Genomic DNA, 18,597 nt, shown 5'->3' with positions numbered 1-18,597 from the left:
TAGGATGTTAGTGACCTAAAGATTGTATCGGATGGAAATGCGATCGCAGGCGCTGATTGCGAAATGCTTGATCTGGTGAATGGAATCGGCGTCGCTTGAGCGACGGCAGGCATTACTTACGCCGTCACCGGCGCAACCGGCATTCCGCGCGCAGCCCCGAGCAGCCGCACCAGCCGCCTGGCAAGCCGCGACAAGGCCCACGCATAAGCGTATATCAACGCAACCACCAGGGCGAACAGGGCAAACAGCAGCGGCTGTGGCTGGCCTGCGATCGGCACGCCCCAAATCCTGCTTGCAGCTGCCACGGCGAACATCATGAGCGGGAAATGGCAGGCGAAAATGACCGAATTTGCGGCCGGAAATCCTCGAGTGAGCCGCCACAGCAAGACCGAACGGCGGTCCCGGTAAATCCTGCTGCTACCCAGCGCGAGCAGCAGGCAGGTCAGCCCGATGCCGAACTGGAGGTCGAGCAAGCTGCGAACCACCAGCACATACTGCTCCGGGACCTCGGACAGGTGCGCCCCGACCACACGCGATGTCAGCAGGCTCGCCACGAAGAGCACGAGCGCCCTGCCCCGGCTTAGCCGTTCCTGCAACCGCAAACGGTAGTGATAGACGGCGGCACCCATCATCCACAACAGCAGGTAGCCCACGAACTCCGGGGCCAGCACGGAGCCGACGACCGCGACGAATGATCCGAGCACCGCGCCCGTGCGACGACGCGTGGGCAGGATGAACGCGGCAAAGGCCAGGTAGGCCCAGCATTCGTACGCCAGCAGATAGAGCATCGAATTGCTGCCAAGGCCGGGAACGATGAAGCGTTGGACCGGCAGCAGGTTTTCCGCCACCGCGCGCAGCGAAAAATCAGGCGTGAACTGATCGAAATAGGCGTAGGTACCCGTGGAACGCAGCTCGCAATGACCGGTTAGGTCCAGCAAGCCGCCAAGCAGCAGGCCGGGAACCAGGAATGCGTAGAACCACAAGGCCTTGTGGGCGATATCGCGCCACGCGCCGGCACCCTGCAATTTCCATCGGCGCAGGGATAGCCCGCCCAGCAGCATGCCGCTGACCAGCATGTACAGCACGAACCCTTCGTGCCCCAGGCTGGTGCCAAAATAGAACAGGTTCAGCAGCACGCCCTTCTCAGCCACGTCGTCGTACGGAGCGAGCAACAGAAAGCGCACGTGATAGAGCACCACCGCGAATGCGGCCAGCCAGCGCCACCAGCCCAGCATCGTCACAAAATGCTTGTTCACGCAAGAACCTCCAGGCCAGTGGACACCGGTGCCGCAACCACACCCCAAACTAGCACCGGACCGAGCCGCTGCCTTGATCCACGCTGACGAATTGTTGGGAACCCCGCCGGACCCAACGAATCCAGCGCCACTCCATGCCTGCTCGGCAAAAGCATGAATCTCGAAAGGCGCCGGGAAGACACAATATTTGAAGGCAGAAATTCCTGGCATTAACATTCATTTACAGCAGAATCAGCCATAATGAGAGGCGGCCTGAAGTGGCCGACCGTGTTTCCAACTGACGGCATCCAATATGCATCGACAATATCGTGCAGGCCGCATGCGCCTGTACGGAACCTGCCTCCTCGCAATGCTGGGCGCGGGTTGCGCAACGCACCGGCCGATGGCCGGCCCCGAGTACCAGGCGCCGCAGCTGCAGGCGCCCGCGACCTGGCACGGCGCTACCGAATCGGCCGGCCTCACGCCTGCCAGCCCGGCCCTGCTGGCGCAGTGGTGGCGGGTGCTGGGCGACTCCCAGCTCGACACGCTGGTGGAACAGGCACTGGCGGCCAATGGCGACGTGCGGCTGGCAGCAGCGCGCGTGCGTCAGGCCCGTGCGGTGCGTGTGCAGGCGCGCGCCGGCCTGTTCCCGACCTTGACAGCTAACGTGTCGCCTTCCACGCGCAGCGCGTCCACGAGCGGCGTGCGCGCCACCTCCACACTGTACGAAGCAGGCTTTGACGCTGGCTGGGAAGTCGACCTGTTCGGCAAGAACGGCCGCACGCTCGAGGCGGCCGGCGCCGACCTGGAGGCCAGCGAGGCGTCGCTCGCCAACGTGAAGGTGTCGCTCGTCGCCGAGGTCGTTCAGGGTTATGTTGACCTGCGCAGCTACCAGCAGCGCCTGGCCATCGCCCGCGAAAACCTGGCCAGCCAAACCGAGACCGTGCAGCTGGCGCAGTGGCGCAACCAGGCCGGCCTTGTGAGCACCAGCGACGTTGACCAGGCCGTGGCCAGCCGCGAGCAGACCCGCGCCTCGATTCCCGACCTGGAAACGGCGATCGCCAATGCCCAGAACCGGCTGGCCGTGCTGCTGGCGCAGCAGCCGGGTGCCTTGCGATCGGCGCTGCAGGAGCCGCGTCCCCTGCCCCGGGTTCCCGCCAGCGTCGCGGTTGGCATTCCCGCCGACGCGCTGCGGGCCCGCCCGGACCTTGCTGCCGCCGAGCGCAGCCTGGCTGCGGAAACCGCCCGGGTCGGCGCACAGATGGCGCAGCGCTACCCGAGCCTGAACCTGTCCGGCTCGATCTTCTGGCAGGCCGCTTCGCTCGGTGCACTCGGCACGGCCGATACGCTGGTGCGCAGCGCCGCCGGCTCACTGGCCGCCACGCTGTTCGACGCCGGACGGCTGCGCAGCGCGGTCGAGGTGCGCAGCGCCGTCCAGGAGCAGGCGCTCATCGCCTACCAGAACGCGGTGCTGTCGGCGCTGGAAGAAGTCGAGGACGCGCTGGTGGCCTACACCGCCGCGCGCGACCGCCTCGAGGCCCGCACCAGCGCGGCCGATGCGGCTGCCCGCGCCGCCACCACGTCGCGCCAGATGTACCAATCGGGCCTGTCCGACTTCCAGCGCCTGCTCGACGCCGAGCGCACCCGTCTTTCCGCGCAGGACGCGCTGGCCACCGCGCAAGCGGCCCAACTGTCCGCGCTCGTGGCCCTTTACAAGGCACTCGGCGGCGGATGGCAGCAGGCCTGACGTCTCCCCTCTTCCGGAACCGCAAGCATGACAACCAAAGTTAGCGACGACACCAAGGACAAACTGCAGCGCCTGCTCGACGACGCCGCCGCCGGCACTTCCGGGCATGCCCGGCGCCGCTGGCCCATGATCGCCGGCGCGCTCGTCGTGGCGGCGGCAGTGGTGGTGTACCTCGCCACGCGCAGCGCCGGCCCGACGGTCAAGTACGTCACCGAGCAGGCCACAATCGGCGATCTCGTCGTCACCGCATCGGCCAGCGGCACGCTGGCGCCGACCAAGTCGGTGGACGTGGGCAGCGAGCTGTCCGGCACCCTGGCTTCGGTGCTGGTGGACGAGAACGACACCGTGAAAAAGGGCCAGCTGATGGCGCAGCTGGACAAGTCGCGCCTGAATGACACCGTGTTCAAGTCGCGCGCCGCGGTCCAGGCGGCCGAAGGCCAGGTCGCGCAGGCCCAGGCCACCGTAGCCGAGGCGCGCGCGTCGCTCACGCGCATGCGCCAGGTGTCCGAGCTCTCGGGTGGCAAGGTGCCGGCACGCACGGAACTGGAGGCAGCGGAAGCGGCCCTGCAGCGCGCCATCGCCAACGAGTCGACCGCGCGCGGCCAGGCCGCACAGGCCCGCGCCACCCTCAAGACCGACGAGACCAACCTGACCAAGGCTGACATCCGCTCGCCGGTCGACGGCGTGGTACTGACGCGAAAGGTCGAACCCGGCAACACCGTAGTGGCCGCCATGACCACGCCTGTGCTGTTCGTGGTGGCGGAAGACCTGACGCGCATGCAGCTGCAGGTCAAGGTGGACGAGGCCGACGTGGCCACCGTGCGGCCCGGCCAGCCGGCCAGCTTCACCGTGTCCGCATGGCCGGGGCGCCGCTTTCCGGCCGCGATCCAGCGCGTCGGACTGGGCGCGACCACGACCGATAACGTGGTCACCTACAAGACCATCCTCGACGTGGTGAACAAGGACCTGGCGCTGCGACCGGGGATGACGGCCACCGCGTCGATCGTCACCGCGCGCCGCGACAAGGCGCTGCTGGTGCCCAATGCCGCCCTGCGCTTCGTGCCGCCGCAGTCGGGCCAGGCATCGCAAGGCGGCTTCGTGAGCCAGCTCATGCCCCGCTTTCCTGCGGCGCCGCGCCGCGCCGCCAAGCCGCTCAACGGCCAGGCGCAGGTCTGGGTACTCGGTGCAAACGGCCCGCAGCCGGTCGGTGTGCACACGGGCGTGAGCGATGGCCGCCATACCGAAGTGACCGGCGGCGAGCTGAAAGCCGGCATGGCGGTGATCACCGATTACGAAGAGGCGGCCAAGTGAGCGAGCAAGAGGCGCCGCTGATCGAACTGCGCGCCATCACCAAGACCTTCGGCGAAGGCGCGGTCGCCTTCCAGGCCTTGCGCGGCATCGACCTGAAGATCGCCGCCGGCGATTTCGTGGCGGTGATGGGGCCAAGCGGTTCGGGCAAATCGACGGCGATGAACATTCTCGGTTGCCTGGATTCGCCGACCTCGGGCGAATACCTGTTCCGCGGCATCCACGTCGAACGGCTCGACCGCAACCAGCGCGCCCTGCTGCGCCGCGGCTACCTCGGGTTCGTGTTCCAGGGCTTTAACCTGCTGGCCCGCACCTCGGCGCAGGAGAACGTGGAGCTGCCCCTGCTCTACCGGGGCGAACCGCCCGAGCAGCGCAGCGCTGCGGCGCGCGCCGCGCTGGACATGGTGGGCCTGGACGGCTGGGAGGACCACACGCCGGCCGAACTGTCCGGCGGCCAGCAGCAGCGCGTGGCGATCGCGCGCGCCATTGTCACCAAGCCGCTGGTCCTGCTGGCCGACGAACCGACCGGCAACCTGGATTCCAAGCGCAGCCACGAGATCATGCAGCTGATCGCCGACTTGAACCGCGAACAAGGCATTACCGTCGTCATGGTCACCCACGAGCCGGACATGGCCCGCTACGCGCACCGCATCATCCACTTCATCGACGGGGCGATCGACAGCGAGACCGTCAACGAGGAGACCGCCAATGCTCGGTAACGCCTTGCTGGTGGCGCTGCGCGAAATCCGCCGCAACCTGCTGCGCTCCTTCCTGACCGTGCTGGGCATCGTGATTGGTGTGGCGGCCGTCATTACCATGGTCACGCTGGGCAACGGCGCGACCCAGATGGTGTCCGACCAGATCTCCAGCCTCGGCAGCAACCTGCTGATGGTGCGCCCCGGCCAGCGCATGGGGCCGCGCGACGGCGCCCGTCCGCCCAACTTCAAACTGGCCGACATCGAAGCACTGCGCTTGCAACTGAGCGGGGTGAAGGCGGTGGCGCCGGCGGTGAGCCGCACCTCGACTCTTGTCTCCGGCAACAACAACTGGTCTTCCGTGGTCAACGGCACCACCAACGACTACTTCATTGCCGGGAACTGGAAGCTGGCCGCGGGCCGCGAGTTCAACGAGGACGAGGAAAAGGCCGGCAAGGCGGTCTGCGTCATCGGTAACACGGTGCGCAAGCAACTGTTCGGCAGCCAGAACCCGGTCGGCGCCCAGCTGCGCGTGAAGAACTTCTCGTGCGAGATCATCGGCCTGCTGGCTTCCAAGGGCCAGGGCGCGATGGGGATGGACCAGGACGACGTGGTGGTGATGCCGATCGCCACCGTCCAGCGCCGCATCACGGGCGATACCGATGTGGGCACGATCCTGGTCTCGCTGCGCGACTCGGCACGCACGGCGCAGGTGATGAAGCAGATTAACGCCCTGCTGCGCGAACGGCGCCGCCTGGCGGAGAACGAAGACGACAATTTCAACGTCATGGACACCAAGCAGATCGCCGACACCCTGTCGGGCACGATCCGCACCATGACCGGGCTCTTGGGCGCAGTGGCGGCGGTCAGCCTGCTGGTGGGCGGCATCGGCATCATGAACATCATGCTGGTGTCGGTGCGCGAGCGTACCCGCGAGATCGGCATTCGCCTGGCGATCGGCGCCCTGGAGCGCGAGGTGTTGCTGCAGTTCCTGATCGAGGCGGTGGTGCTGTCCGGTTTCGGTGGCCTGATCGGCATCGCGATTGCGCTTGCAGCCTGCGTTGGCCTGGCGGCGCTGATGCACATGCCGTTCCTGTTCAGCCCCTCGATCAACCTGACCGCGTTCGTGTTCTCGGCCGCGATCGGCATCATCTTCGGCTATTTTCCGGCGCGGCGGGCGGCGCACCTGGACCCGATCGAGGCGCTGCGGCACGAGTAGAACGCGCCGGGGCAGCCCGGCGCTTGCGTGCTACTTGGCCTTGCGCGACGACCAGTGCACATGCGTGATCAGCCAGCCGTCGCCGTCGCGCTCGAGCAGCACCGTCTCGGTGCCGAACAGGTGCACCGGCCGGCCCTGGTGGCTGCCCGTGGTCTCGGTCTCTCGGCGCACGACGGCGAGGTCGCCTGACGCCTGTTCATGCTGTTGCAGGATGCGCATCGTGGTCGTCTTTGCGAACGCCATGTCCGCAGGCAGGTGGTGCGCCGCATATTCGGCGCGAGAGCGCTCGACGTAGCCGGACTCGTAGATGTCCACTGCCGGCGCGAGCAGCGCGCTGGCCTGCGCCATGTCACCACGCTTGAGCGCCTCGTGGAAGCCGGCGACGGTTTCGGCCGGCGTGGTGGCGAACGCTGGCACGGATAGTGTGGCAAGGGCGACGAACAGCAGCTGGCGCATGTGCACTCCTCAACGAGAATGGAAGTGGACGATCATACAACAAGGCGTAGGGTGGGCGGCTTGTCCGCCCACGCGTTCAGGCGCGCTCAAGTTCGCGGCAATGCGTGCCTCGGTTGAACGCGTGGGCGGGAACCCCGCCCACCCTACGGATCAAGTGCCTTCCCGCTTGCGTCGTCTTAAAAGGAGGTAGGCGGCCGGCACCACGAACATTGACAGCAGCGGCGCCGTGATCATGCCGCCGACCATGGGGGCGGCAATGCGCTGCATGACCTCCGAGCCCGTACCCGAGCCGATCATGATCGGCACCAGCCCCGCCACGATCACCGCAACGGTCATCGCCTTCGGCCGCACGCGCAGCACGGCGCCTTCGGTCACCGCATCAAGCAGGTCCTGTTCGCTGGTCTTCCCAAGCGCGACGCGCCCTTCCCATGCGTGCTTGAGGTACAGCAGCATGATGACGCCGAATTCGGCCGAGACGCCGGCCAGCGCGATAAAGCCCACGCCACTGGCCACCGACAGGTTGTGCCCGAGCAGCCAGAGAAGCCAGGCCCCGCCGGCCAGCGCGAACGGCAGCGTGGCCATGATCAGCAGCGCCTCGTCCAGCCGGCGGAATGTGGCGTAGAGCAGCAGGAAGATGATCGCAAGCGTCACCGGCACCACGACGCGCAGCTTGGCGGACGCGCGCTCCATGTACTCGAACTGCCCCGACCACGCGATCGAATAGCCGGGCGAGAGCTTCACCTCGCGTGCGACTGCCTGCTGCATCTCGCGCACTGCCGAGCCCAGGTCGCGGCCGCGGATGTCGACATACACCCAGCCGGACAGCCTGGCGTTTTCGCTCTTGAGCATGGGCGGTCCGTCAGCGATGCGGATGTCGGCCACGTCGCCCAGCGCGATCTGGGCACCGCGCCCGGTCAGCACCAGCAGCTGGCGCAGCTTGTCGACCGAGTCGCGCACCTCGCGCGGGTAGCGCACGTTGATGGGGAAGCGCTGCAGCCCCTCGACGGTCTCGCCCACATTGTCGCCGCCAACGGCTGCCGACACGATGCCTTGGACGTCCGCGATGTTCAACCCGTAACGCGCCGCGCGGTCGCGGTCGATGCGGATATCGACGTAGCGCCCGCCGTTCAGGCGCTCGGCCAACGCCGACGAAACGCCGGGCACCTTTTTGACGGCGGCCTCGATCGCGCTGCTCAGGCCGTCGATCTCCGCCAGGCTGGCGCCCGAGACCTTGATCCCGACCGGGCTCTTGATTCCGGTGGCGAGCATGTCGATGCGGTTGCGGATCGGCGGCACCCACACGTTGGACAGTCCCGGTACCTTCACCACACGGTCCAGTTCTTCGGTGAGCTTTGCCATCGTCATGCCCGGCCTCCACTGTTCGCGCGGCTTGAACTGGATAGTGGTCTCGAACATCTCGAGTGGCGCGGGATCGGTGGCCGACTCGGCGCGGCCGGCCTTGCCGAACACGGTGGCGACCTCCGGCACGGTCTTGATCAGCCGGTTGGTCTGCTGCAGCAGCTCGGCCGCCTTGCCAGCCGAAAGGCCGGGCAGCGCCGACGGCATGTACAGCAGGTCGCCCTCGTCCAGCATCGGCAGGAACTCGCCGCCCAGCCGGCTGACCGGCCACACGGTGGCGGCGGCCACGAACGCGGCCGCCACCAGCGTTGTCTTGGGATGGCGCAGCACGGCGGCGATCAGCGGCCGATAGCCGGCAATCAGCGCGCGACTAATCGGGTTGCGCCGCTCGTCCGGAATGCGCCCGCGAATGAGGTAGCCCATCAGCACCGGCACCAGCGAAATCGATAGCCCGGCCGCTGCGGCCATCGAATAGGTCTTGGTGAACGCGAGCGGTGCGAACAAGCGGCCTTCCTGTGCCTGCAGCGCAAACACGGGCACGAACGAGAGCACGATGATCAGCAGCGAGAAGAACAGCGCCGGGCCAACTTCCGCCGCGGCGTCGCCGATCACGCGCCAGCGCTCTTCCCCGTTCAGGTCAGCACCCGGGTGCGCGTGGTTCCATGCCTCGACATGCTTGTGCGCGTTCTCGATCATGACCACGGCGCCATCGACCATGGCTCCGACCGCGATCGCAATGCCGCCCAGCGACATGATGTTGGCGTTCACGCCCTGGTAGTACATGACGATGTAAGCGGCCAGCACACCCAGCGGCAGCGAGACGATGGCCACCAGCGCCGAGCGCAGGTGGAACAGGAACAGCGCGCACACCAGGGCGACGACGATGAATTCCTCCACCAGCTTGTGCTCGAGGTTGTCGACCGCGCGGTCGATGAGGCCGGAGCGGTCATAGGTGGTCACCACCTCGACGCCCGGCGGCAGGCTGGCCTTCAGGCTGGCGAGCCTTTCCTTGACGGCGGCGATGGTTGCGCGCGCGTTCTTCCCGGAGCGCAGGACCACCACGCCGCCTGCCACCTCGCCTTCCCCGTTCAGCTCCGCGATCCCGCGCCGCATCTCGGGGCCAACCTGGATGCGGGCGACGTCGCCCAGGCGCACCGGCACGCCGGCCGCGTTGGTCGACAGGGGCACCGCGCGGAAGTCGTCCAGCGAGTGCAGGTAGCCGGTGGTGCGCACCATGTACTCGGCTTCGCCCATTTCCAGTACCGAACCGCCGCTTTCCTGGTTGGCCCTGGCCAGCGCGTCGAGCACCATCGCGTGAGTGACGTTGTAGGCCCTCATCTTGTCCGGATCGAGCACGACCTGGTACTGGCGCACCATGCCGCCGATGCTGGCCACTTCCGACACGTTGGGAACCGTCTTGAGCTCGTACTTGAGGAACCAGTCCTGCAGCGCACGCAGTTGCGACAGGTCGTGGCGCCCACTGCGGTCCACCAGCGCGTACTCGAACACCCAGCCGACGCCGGTGGCGTCTGGGCCGAGCGCGGGGCGGGCCTGCTGCGGCAGGCGCGACTGCACCTGGTTCAGGTACTCCAGCACCCGCGAGCGCGCCCAGTACGGATCGGTGCCATCCTCGAACAGCACATACACGAACGAGTCGCCAAAGAACGAGTAGCCGCGTACGGTCTTCGCCCCCGGGACCGAGAGCATGGTGGTGGTCAGCGGATACGTCACCTGGTTTTCGACGATCTGCGGCGCCTGGCCAGGCCAGGTGGTGCGGATGATGACCTGCACGTCCGACAGGTCGGGCAGCGCGTCCACGGGTGTGCGCCCGAGCGACCACGTGCCCCACCCGGCCAGCGCCACAGCGGCGAGCAGGACGAGCAGGCGGTTGGTAATCGACCAGCGGATGATGCGGGCGATCATTGGTGCGCTCCGTGCTCATGGGACGCTTCTTCAAGCATGGCTTGTGCCCCATGTTCGCCGTGCGCGGCGTCGCCCTGGCCGGTGGCGTGGTCCGCGCCGTGTTCGCTGCCGTGCTGCGCAGGTTCATGGGCAGGAGGCGGCGCAGCCTTCGCTTTGCGTTCGATGCCCATGATCTGGTAGCGCCCATCGGGGCGGGCCTGCACATCGAACGCTACACTGTCGCCCACCCGGATCCCTGCCGGCAGGCCACCGGCCGGCGGCACGAAGCCCATCGTCATCGGCCCCCATCCAAGCGTTTGGATGGGCCCGTGCGAGATGGTGACTTCATCCGGACCGATCTTTTCGATCTTGCCGATACCGTGGTGCGTGGCGGGTGCGACGGTCGCGGGCTTTGTTTGCGTGGCCCCTTCCAGGCGCCGCACGGCGCCGCGCAAGCTGGCTTCGGAGTCGATCAGGAACTGGCCGGAAGCGACCACCCGCTGCCCTGCGGAGAGACCCGACAGGATTTCCGTGTCGCCGTTGGCCTCCGTGCCGACGCTTACCTCCATCGGCATGAATTTGCCGTCGCCTTGCGCCACGATGACGACGGTGCGCGTGCCGGTCTGGATCACGGCTTCGGACGGAACAACCAGCGCTTGCCGGCGCCCGGCGCCGGTCACGCTGATGTTGGCGAACATGCCGGGACTCAGCTTGCCGGCGGGGTTGGCAATCTCGATCCGCGCGACCAGGGTGCGCGTGCTTGGATCGACCTGCGGCAGCAAGGACTCGACCTTGCCGCTGAAACGCTCGCCGGGATACGCCGGCGTCGTGACCCCGACCGCGGTGCCCGGCCGCACCTGGGCCGCGGCGTTTTCGGGCACTTCGGCGTTGACCCAGACGCTGGCTAGTCCGCTGATCGTCATCATCGGCGCGCCGGCACTGACCGTCATGCCCTCGCGCGCCGGCAGTTCGCTCACCACGCCGGTGGCGGGCGCCGTAACGGTCACCCGCTTGATCACCTGGCCGCGCGCGGCCACCTGGCGGATCTGCTCGTCCGTCATGCCGGCCAGGCGCATGCGCTGCTGCGCCGCTTCCAGCAGGCCCGCGGACTGCGTGGCGCCCATGCGGCGGATCGACAGGTATTCCTCCTGCGCCGCCACCCAGTCTGGCACGTAGAGGTCCAGCAGCGCCTGACCCTTGCGCACGCGCTCGAGCGGGGCGCGCACATACAGCCGCTCGACGAAGCCGCTGCTGCGCGCCTGCACCAGCACGCGTTCGCGCTCGTTGAACGCGATATTGCCGACCAGCCGAAGGCCGCCGCCCATCTGGCCCTGGCGCACCTCGGCGAAGCGAATGCCCAGGTTCTGCTGCACGTCGGGACTGACCTTGACCGTTCCGTCGGCGCCCTGCTCGTCCGCGTACACGGGCACGAGGTCCATGTCCATGTACGGCGATTTGCCGGGCTTGTCGAAGCGTTTGCCGGGGGCCATGGGGTCCTGCCAGTACAGGACCTTGCGCCCCGATTCCGGCGCGGCGGCCGGCGCATGCGCGACCGAACGCTGGCCAAGGCGGTAGGCGCCAAAGCTGGCGCCGGCCAGCACGAGGGCCGCGGCTGCGGCTGCAATCACGCGGCGGTTCATGGCGCCTCCGGCTTGTTGAGGTTCGAAACGGTGTTCATCTGGCTGGTCGGGAATAGAAAGTTCAGGCGGGCCCACAGGCGCGCGGTGTCGGCCTCGAGCTGCAAGGACTGCAGGCGGGTCTCCAGTTCGTCGCGGCGCGCGGCGATGACGTCGGCCAGTGCGGACTTGCCGCCCCGGTAGGCGGCAAGGAGCGCGTCTGCCCGTTCGTGCGCGAGCGGCAGCAGTTCGGTGCGGTAGCGGTCCATGCGTTCCAGGCCGGTGCGCCACTCGCCGACCTGGTTCGCGGTTTCGGCGGTGTGCATGCGCAGCGCCTCGTCGCGCTCGTCGCGCGCCTGGTCGGCCAGCGCGAGGCGTGCCGCAATCTCGCGGTCCTGGCGGTGCTTGCGGTCCCATTGCAGCGGCACCGCAACGCCGAACGAGACCATGTTCGGGTAATCCGGGCCGCGCTGCTGGAACGCCAGTTCCACGCGCCAGTCCGGGCGGCTCTCGGCGTCCGCCAGGCGGGCCTCGGTGCTGGCCAGGTCAGCGGCGCGGTTCAGCACGCTCACCTCCGGGTGGTGTTCGAGTTGGTGCGGCAGGGTGTCCGGGTCGTGGCGAATGTGCGTGAGATCCGGGCTGCCCGCGAGCGCGAGACCAGGCAACTCGCCAACCCAGCGCACCAGCGTCGTGCGGGCGCTCTGACGTTGCCGCTCGATCGCGCTCGCGCGGTCGTGCACCATCGCCAGCGCGCTGCGGGCGGCGAGCAGGTCCGCGCGGCTGGAGCGGCCGCCACGATAGGCCGCATCCACGGCCACCACCAGCGCCTCGGCCTGGCCGGCCTGCTCGGCCACGACCTGCGCCATCTGCTCGAAGTAATACAGGTCCAGCCAGGCCAGCGCCGTGTCGCGCTCGACGGCGCCGGCGGCGGCCACCTGCTCGGCGCGCGTCTTGTTGGCCACACGCTCGTAGCGCTGGGCGCGAAGGTCGCGCTTGACGCTACGTGTAAGCTCCTGTTCGATGCCGATGCGCCGCATCGTCATCGAGTCGCGGCCCAGCGAATACCTGTCGGGACCGCTCAGCGGGACATTCTCGACGCCCGCCTTGAGCATGGGGTCGGGCAACTGGCGCGCGGCCGCGGCCAGCTCCTGCGACGCCGTCACCGCCGCGTCCTGTGCGCGCAGCTGCAGGGAGCGGCCGAGCGCGCGCTGTTGCGCTTCGGGGAACGTCAGGCCGGTGCCGGACGCCATGGCTGGGCCGGCGAACGCCAACGCCAGCACCGCCGGCGCAAGCATGGCCGGCGTAGTGCGGCGCCGCAGCGCCGCGAGTCGAATTCGGGAAAACATGACATCTCCAACTTGCAATGAACGGCCGCAGTCCCGGTATCAACGGGACCATGGGCTAGCGAGCAAGCTGAGATCTAATTGCGCAGGCAGCAGTTCCGGATCGGAATCGGAGGCGAACTGCTGGCGGTCTCCAGGAACGAAGCTGGCGCCTCGAGGTTGAGCGGGAGCGGCGTCTCGACAGCGGAGATGGCGAGGACGAGGGATGTCGGAACGAACGGCGCCACCGGCGGCTGCGCCGGCAGGTCGAGCGACTGCGCCTTGGACTGGCCATGCGCCTCGCACAGGTTGGGACTTTGCTGGTCGTGCGGGGTGCAGCAGTCGGAATGGGCGACTTGCATTGCCACCGGTTGTTCGAGCGCGCGCGCCACCTGCGGGCAGTCGTAGCCCGCCAGGGCCAGCTGCGTGAACAGCAGGCTCACCAGGGCCACCAGGGCGGCCAGGAAGCGAATGCGGCGTGTGTATCTCATGGCGTTTACCGGCGCCACCTTAGCACTGTTGCAGCTGGCTGTCGAGCAGATTGCATTTTCATTTACTTGCCGCCGTGCCGCGCAAGCGCAGCGCATTGGTCACGACCGAGACGGAGCTCAGGCTCATCGCGAGCGCGGCCAGCATGGGCGAAAGCAACTGGCCGGTGACCGGATACAGCAGGCCCGCCGCGACCGGAATGCCCAGCGCGTTGTAGACGAACGCGAAGCCAAGGTTCTGGTGCATGTTGCGCACGGTGGCCACCGAAATGGCGCGCGCCCGCGCGATCGCCCTCAGGTCGCCCTTGACCAGCGTGACGTGCGCGCTGTTGATGGCCACGTCGGTGCCGGTGCCCATGGCGATGCCCACGTTGGCCTTGGCCAGCGCCGGAGCGTCATTGATGCCGTCGCCCGCCATGGCCACCACCCTGCCCTCTGCCTGGTAGCGCTCGACCAGGGTGAGCTTGTCCTGCGGCTTGACTTCGCCATAGACCTCGTCAATGCCAAGCCGCTCGCCTACCGAGCGCGCCGTGGTCAGGCCATCGCCGGTCGCCATCACGACCTTCATGCCCGCCTCGCGCAGGGCGGCCAGTGCTTCTGGCGTGGTGAACTTGATCGGGTCGGCCACCGCCAGCAGCCCGGCCAGCTGGCCGTCGCGCGCCAGGTACATGACGCTTGCGCCTTCCTGGCGCAGGCGCTCGGCCTGCTCGCGCAGCAGCTGCCAGGCCACGCCGGCGCTGTCCATCAGCACGGTATTACCAAGCACGACAGCCGCGCCGTCGACAGTGCCGCGCACGCCGATGCCGCTGGACGACTCGAACGAGCCGGGTTTCGACAGCCGCAGGTTGCGGCGCCGCGCTTCGGCCACGATGGCGTGCGCCAGCGGGTGCTCGCTGCCCTGGTCGATGCTGGCGGCCAGGGCCAGCACCTGGTCCTCGCTCCAGCCGGGTGCGCCCACCACGGCCGAAAATGCCGGCTTGCCTTCTGTGAGCGTGCCGGTCTTGTCGACGATGAGCGTATCCACCTTGCGCAGCGCTTCGATGGCTGCGGCGTCCCGGAACAGCACGCCCTGGGTGGCGGCCTGCCCGGTCGCGGCCATGATCGACATCGGCGTGGCCAGGCCCAGCGCGCACGGACAGGCGATGATCAGGACCGAGACCGCGTTGACGAAGCCGAACACCCAGCTGGGCTCCGGGCCGTAGATGCCCCAGACCAGCAGCGTCAGCACGGCCAGCGCCACCACGATCACGACGAAATAGCCGGCCACCACATCGGCCAGCCGCTGCATCGGCGCGCGCGAGCGCTGTGCCTGCGCGACCATTTGCACGATCTGCGACAGCATGGTCTGGCCACCCACCTTCTCGGCACGCATGATGAGGCTACCACTGGCGTTGATGGTGGCGCCAATCACCCGGTCGCCCGGGCGCTTGGTCACCGGAACCGGCTCGCCGGTCAGCATCGACTCGTCCAGCGCGCTCTCGCCCTCCAGCACCACGCCGTCGACCGGCACCTTTTCGCCGGGGCGGATGCGCAGCGTGTCGCCGATGTGAACGTGGGTGAGCGGCACGTCTTCTTCGCTGCCGTCCGCGCGAATGCGGCGCGCAGTCTTTGGCGCCAGGCCGAGCAAGGACTTGATCGCGGCCGAGGTCTGCGAGCGGGCCTTGAGCTCAAGGATCTGGCCCAGCAACGTGAGCGAAATGATGACCGCGGCGGCCTCGAAGTACACCGCCACGCGGCCGTGCATGACAAACGACGCCGGGAACAGGTGCGGCGCAAACGTGGCCACTACGCTGTAGCCATAGGCGGCCGTCACGCCGGTTCCGATCAGGGTCCACATGTTCGGGCTGCGCTGCGCGATCGAGGCGGCGCCGCGCCGCAGGAACGGCCAGCCGGCCCACAGCACCACCGGCGTGCCGAGCGCGAACTCGATGTAGCTTTGCCCGGCCAGCCCGCCGGGGAACAGGCGATGCCCGGCCATGGCCAGCACGGCCACAATGACGGTGAGCGGCAAGGTCAGCCAGAACCGGCGGCGAAAGTTCACCAGCTCGGGATTCGGCCCTTCTTCCAGCGTCGGCAACTCCGGCTCGAGCGTCATGCCGCAGATCGGGCAGTTGCCGGGCATCGGCTGGCGCACCTGGGGGTGCATTGGGCAGGTGTAGATGGTGCCGGGCGCGGCCGGGGCCGGCTCTGGAGCCTGGGCCGCGGCATCCTGGTGATGGTGGTGCCCAGTATGGGCGGGGGCGCTTGCGGTGGTCTGCTCGCCGGCGTGGCTGTGGTGCTGATGCTCGTGCTCGTTCATCGATCGGCTCGCCCAAGGGATGTGATTGTGCGGATACTGTAAGCCAGATTGCCCTGTGATTGGGCGCAGCGGCACGGCTCGACTTTGCAGGTCGCAGGGCTATGGTCCGCTATCCTATTGATCCAAGGAAACAGATTCCTTGATTTGTATCAACCCCAGCCCAGCTTTTACGGGCCTGCCGGGGCCATGCTAGAATCAGATTGTGAACGCAATCGTCAAGGCATTTTTCGTTTGGCTGATGTTGCTCGCAGTGCCATTCCAGGGCTTTGCGGCGGCATCTGCGGTGCTGTGCGCGCCGCTGCCAGTGGCGTCAGTGCAGGACATGGCCAAGCCCGCCACGGACCAGCATGGGACCGTGGCTGCCGGTGGTGAGAAAGCAAGCGCGGCCGCACACCCGCATCACCATGCCGACGGCAAATGCGGCGCCTGCGCCAACTGCTGCACCGGCGCCGCCATCACACCGTCTTTCGTGCCGGCTCTGCCGGTCCACCCCGCCCGGCTGGTGTCCACGCCAATGGCCGCGCACCGCCTCGTCTCTGTCGATCTCGCCCTGCCCGAGCGACCTCCCCGCGCCTGACCGTTCCCTCGGCACGATGCTGCAGCCGGGACAATTGGTCCCGCCGCGCCCGCTCATCGTGCCCGCGTATCCCGCAACACGGTCGCGTCGACGCGGCCGTGAACCACGAACGTATCACGCAAGGAGCTTCACATGACTCGCCTATTTACTCTCGCCGTCGCCGCCGGCGGTCTCGTAATCGCCTCCGCCCAGGCTGGCGCCCAGATGCAGGACCACGCGCAGATGCAAGCGCAAATGCACGCACAGCACCAGGCCGCGCCTGAACAAGCCGCGGCCGAGCTGTCGTCCGGCGAAGTGCAGAAAGTGGACAAGGACACCGGCACGCTGACCATCCAGCACGGGCCGCTCGTCAACCTGGGCATGCCGGGCATGACCATGGTTTTCAAGGCCAAGGACGCTGCGATGCTCGGCCAGGTCAAGGTTGGCGACAAGATCCGTTTTCGCGCCGAACAGGTGAACGGTGCGTTCACCGTCTCTAAACTGGAACCGGTGCGCTGACCGGGCTTGCGCGGCCCCGGTGGTGTTCTGTACGCTGCCGGGGTTGATCTGCGTTTTATCGATTTTTGGTCCGGAGAAGAGATGTCCCTGAAACGACTGTCCATTGCTGCCGGCATCGCCGCCAGCGCCTTTGCTGCCACGGCCGCGCACGCCCACGCCAGGCTCGAATCGTCCGAGCCGCTGGCCGGCAGCGTCCTTGCCAGCGCCCCGAAGCAGCTGCGGCTGGGCTTCAACGAAGCGCTCGAGCCTGCGTTCAGCAAGATTCGGCTCGTCGACGCCAGGAATGCCGAAATCGCGCTGCCGCGCGCCCAGGTCGACAAGGCCGATCCGACCGCGATGACGGCGCCGCTGCCGGCGCTGCCGGCGGGTACCTACCGCGTGCAATGGACGACCATGACCCATGACGGCCACAAGACCAAGGGAGACTTCACCTTCCAGGTCAAGTAGCGACATGGGCGTTGACATCGCAATACTGCTGAAGGTGGTGACGGTCCCGCTGTACCTGTTCGCCGCGGTTGCCGCCGGCGCCAACATGGCGGTGTTCTGGCTGGCGGATGCGCGGTCGCCGTGGGCGGTCGGGCAGTTACCGTCGCTGCGGCGCTGGGCAGCGGGCGGTGCGCTGCTCGCGCTGTCGGCATCTGTTGCGGCGCTGTGCGCGGAAGCGGCCGAAATGGCCGAGGTGCCATTGTCGGAAGCCATGCCGGCGGTTGCGACGATGCTCGCCTCCACCCATTACGGGCTGGCCTGGTCCATTGGCGCGGGTGCGCTCGTGGTCGCGGCCGTGCTGCCGCTCCTGCTGCGCGCTCGCGGCGGCGGCACCATCGCCTTCGGTGCACTGGCGGTCTTCTGGTACAGCCGCAGCATGGTCAGCCACGCATCGGGCAACGGGGATGCCAGCCTGCCTGTGCTGGTGGACTGGCTCCACCTGGTCCTCGTCAGCGTCTGGCTGGGTGCGGTCGTCATCGCGGCCCTGGTGGCATTGGCGAGCCGGCGCGACGTGCAGGAGAAGGACAGGCGCGAACGGGCTGCTTACGTCGCCGCGCTGAGCGCCTCCGCCACGATCGCGCTCGTCGGTATCGTCATCACCGGACTGGCCAGCGGCTGGCACAACCTGCGCAGTCTCGATGATTTGCTGGGCACCCCATACGGCAACGCCCTGCTCGCCAAGCTGGCCCTGGTCGCAGTAGCGGTGCTGCTCGGTGGCGTGAACCGATTCATCGTCATGCCGCCCTGGATCCTGTCCGAAGGCGCAGGGCGCCCGGCAGCGGCGACCTTGCCGCGCCGGTTCCGGCTCGTCTTGCAGATCGAAGCCACGATTTTGATTGCCGCGCTGGCCATGGCGGTGGTCCTTGCGGCTACCCCGCCGCCGGGCGCGGCGACGTAGCCACACACATACACTTTAGGAGAAGGAAAATGTTTGCACAAACAATTCGCAAGACCCTGCTCGCAGCCCTGGTTGGCCTGCCGGTCCTGGCCTATGCCGCAACGCCGGTGATCGACGTGTACAAGAGCGCTTACTGCGGCTGCTGCGAGGCCTGGGCCAAGCACCTGCGCGACAGCGGCCTGAAGGTCGAGGTGCACACCGTCGCCAACCCGTCGGACGTGCGCGAGAAGATGGGCATCCCGAACAACCTTGGCTCGTGCCACACCGCGACCGTGGCCGGGTATGCAATCGAGGGTCACGTGCCGGCGCAGGAGATCAAGCGCCTGCTGGCCACGCACCCGAAGGCGAAGGGCCTGGCGGTGCCCGCGATGCCGGCCGGCTCTCCTGGCATGGAAGGCCCGCGCAAGGACCCGTTCGACGTACTGCTCGTGCAGAACGACGGGCGCACGACGGTGTACAAGCACTACAACTAAGATGGCGCGTGCCTGGAAC

The 18,597-nt window shown here is 67.8% G+C and carries 16 protein-coding genes; 9 read left to right on the top strand and 7 right to left on the bottom strand.

Annotated elements, in window-relative coordinates:
• Positions 1-116 precede the first annotated feature (116 nt).
• Positions 117-1,256 (bottom strand): hypothetical protein, encoded by a 1,140-nt coding sequence (locus tag NX774_RS00080; protein WP_258820109.1) that lies wholly within the window; start codon positions 1,254-1,256, stop codon positions 117-119.
• A gap of 319 nt (positions 1,257-1,575) precedes the next feature.
• Here NX774_RS00080 and NX774_RS00075 point away from each other — a divergent pair, with 319 nt between their 5' ends.
• From NX774_RS00075 to NX774_RS00060, 4 genes are read left to right on the top strand one after another with little or no spacing between them, the layout of a single operon-like run.
• Complete coding sequence (locus NX774_RS00075) at positions 1,576-2,982, top strand: efflux transporter outer membrane subunit (protein WP_258820108.1); 1,407 nt, start codon at positions 1,576-1,578, stop codon at positions 2,980-2,982.
• A 27-nt stretch (positions 2,983-3,009) separates the two neighbouring features.
• Entirely contained in the window at positions 3,010-4,293 is a 1,284-nt protein-coding gene (locus NX774_RS00070) for an efflux RND transporter periplasmic adaptor subunit (RefSeq protein ID WP_258820107.1), read from the top strand.
• Positions 4,290-5,009 carry an ABC transporter ATP-binding protein gene (locus tag NX774_RS00065; protein ID WP_258820106.1) on the top strand — a complete coding sequence of 240 codons (720 nt, stop codon included), beginning with the start codon at positions 4,290-4,292 and terminating at the stop codon, positions 5,007-5,009. Before NX774_RS00070 ends, NX774_RS00065 begins: the two co-directional genes overlap by 4 nt.
• A complete protein-coding gene (locus NX774_RS00060) occupies positions 4,999-6,204 on the top strand; it encodes an ABC transporter permease (RefSeq protein ID WP_258820105.1) in 1,206 nt (401 codons plus the stop codon). The genes NX774_RS00065 and NX774_RS00060 overlap by 11 nt, the downstream gene beginning before the upstream one ends.
• 30 nt (positions 6,205-6,234) lie before the next feature.
• On the opposite strand, the gene NX774_RS00055 is transcribed toward NX774_RS00060, so the two are convergent.
• The 6 genes from NX774_RS00055 to NX774_RS00030 form a co-directional block, all read right to left on the bottom strand.
• Positions 6,235-6,660, bottom strand: coding sequence for a YybH family protein (locus NX774_RS00055; protein WP_258820104.1), 426 nt, complete (start codon positions 6,658-6,660; stop codon positions 6,235-6,237).
• 150 nt (positions 6,661-6,810) lie between these two features.
• Positions 6,811-9,942: an efflux RND transporter permease subunit gene (locus tag NX774_RS00050; RefSeq protein WP_258820103.1), complete on the bottom strand. Its 3,132-nt coding sequence runs from the start codon at positions 9,940-9,942 to the stop codon at positions 6,811-6,813.
• Entirely contained in the window at positions 9,939-11,561 is a 1,623-nt protein-coding gene (locus NX774_RS00045) for an efflux RND transporter periplasmic adaptor subunit (RefSeq protein ID WP_258820102.1), read from the bottom strand. Before NX774_RS00045 ends, NX774_RS00050 begins: the two co-directional genes overlap by 4 nt.
• On the bottom strand, positions 11,558-12,883 hold the full coding sequence (locus NX774_RS00040; protein WP_258820101.1) for a TolC family protein: 1,326 nt from the start codon (positions 12,881-12,883) through the stop codon (positions 11,558-11,560). The genes NX774_RS00045 and NX774_RS00040 overlap by 4 nt, the downstream gene beginning before the upstream one ends.
• Positions 12,884-12,957: 74 nt before the next feature.
• Positions 12,958-13,350 (bottom strand): hypothetical protein, encoded by a 393-nt coding sequence (locus NX774_RS00035; protein ID WP_258820100.1) that lies wholly within the window; start codon positions 13,348-13,350, stop codon positions 12,958-12,960.
• Between the two features lie 58 nt (positions 13,351-13,408).
• On the bottom strand, positions 13,409-15,646 hold the full coding sequence (locus tag NX774_RS00030; RefSeq protein ID WP_258820099.1) for a copper-transporting P-type ATPase: 2,238 nt from the start codon (positions 15,644-15,646) through the stop codon (positions 13,409-13,411).
• A 202-nt stretch (positions 15,647-15,848) separates the two neighbouring features.
• Between NX774_RS00030 and NX774_RS00025 the strand changes: the two genes are divergently transcribed.
• From NX774_RS00025 to NX774_RS00005, 5 genes are all read left to right on the top strand, one after another.
• Entirely contained in the window at positions 15,849-16,223 is a 375-nt protein-coding gene (locus NX774_RS00025) for a hypothetical protein (protein WP_258820098.1), read from the top strand.
• Between the two features lie 132 nt (positions 16,224-16,355).
• Entirely contained in the window at positions 16,356-16,721 is a 366-nt protein-coding gene (locus tag NX774_RS00020) for a copper-binding protein (protein ID WP_370660390.1), read from the top strand.
• Between the two features lie 81 nt (positions 16,722-16,802).
• Entirely contained in the window at positions 16,803-17,168 is a 366-nt protein-coding gene (gene copC / locus NX774_RS00015) for a copper homeostasis periplasmic binding protein CopC (RefSeq protein WP_258820097.1), read from the top strand.
• A gap of 4 nt (positions 17,169-17,172) precedes the next feature.
• A complete protein-coding gene (locus NX774_RS00010; RefSeq protein ID WP_258820096.1) occupies positions 17,173-18,105 on the top strand; it encodes a CopD family protein in 933 nt (310 codons plus the stop codon).
• A gap of 29 nt (positions 18,106-18,134) precedes the next feature.
• Complete coding sequence (locus tag NX774_RS00005) at positions 18,135-18,578, top strand: DUF411 domain-containing protein (RefSeq protein ID WP_258820095.1); 444 nt, start codon at positions 18,135-18,137, stop codon at positions 18,576-18,578.
• Positions 18,579-18,597 lie beyond the last annotated feature (19 nt).

This window comes from Massilia agilis (genome assembly GCF_024756255.1).
GTDB lineage: Bacteria > Pseudomonadota > Gammaproteobacteria > Burkholderiales > Burkholderiaceae_D > Telluria > Telluria agilis.
This window is presented reverse-complemented; position numbering and strand designations above follow the sequence as displayed.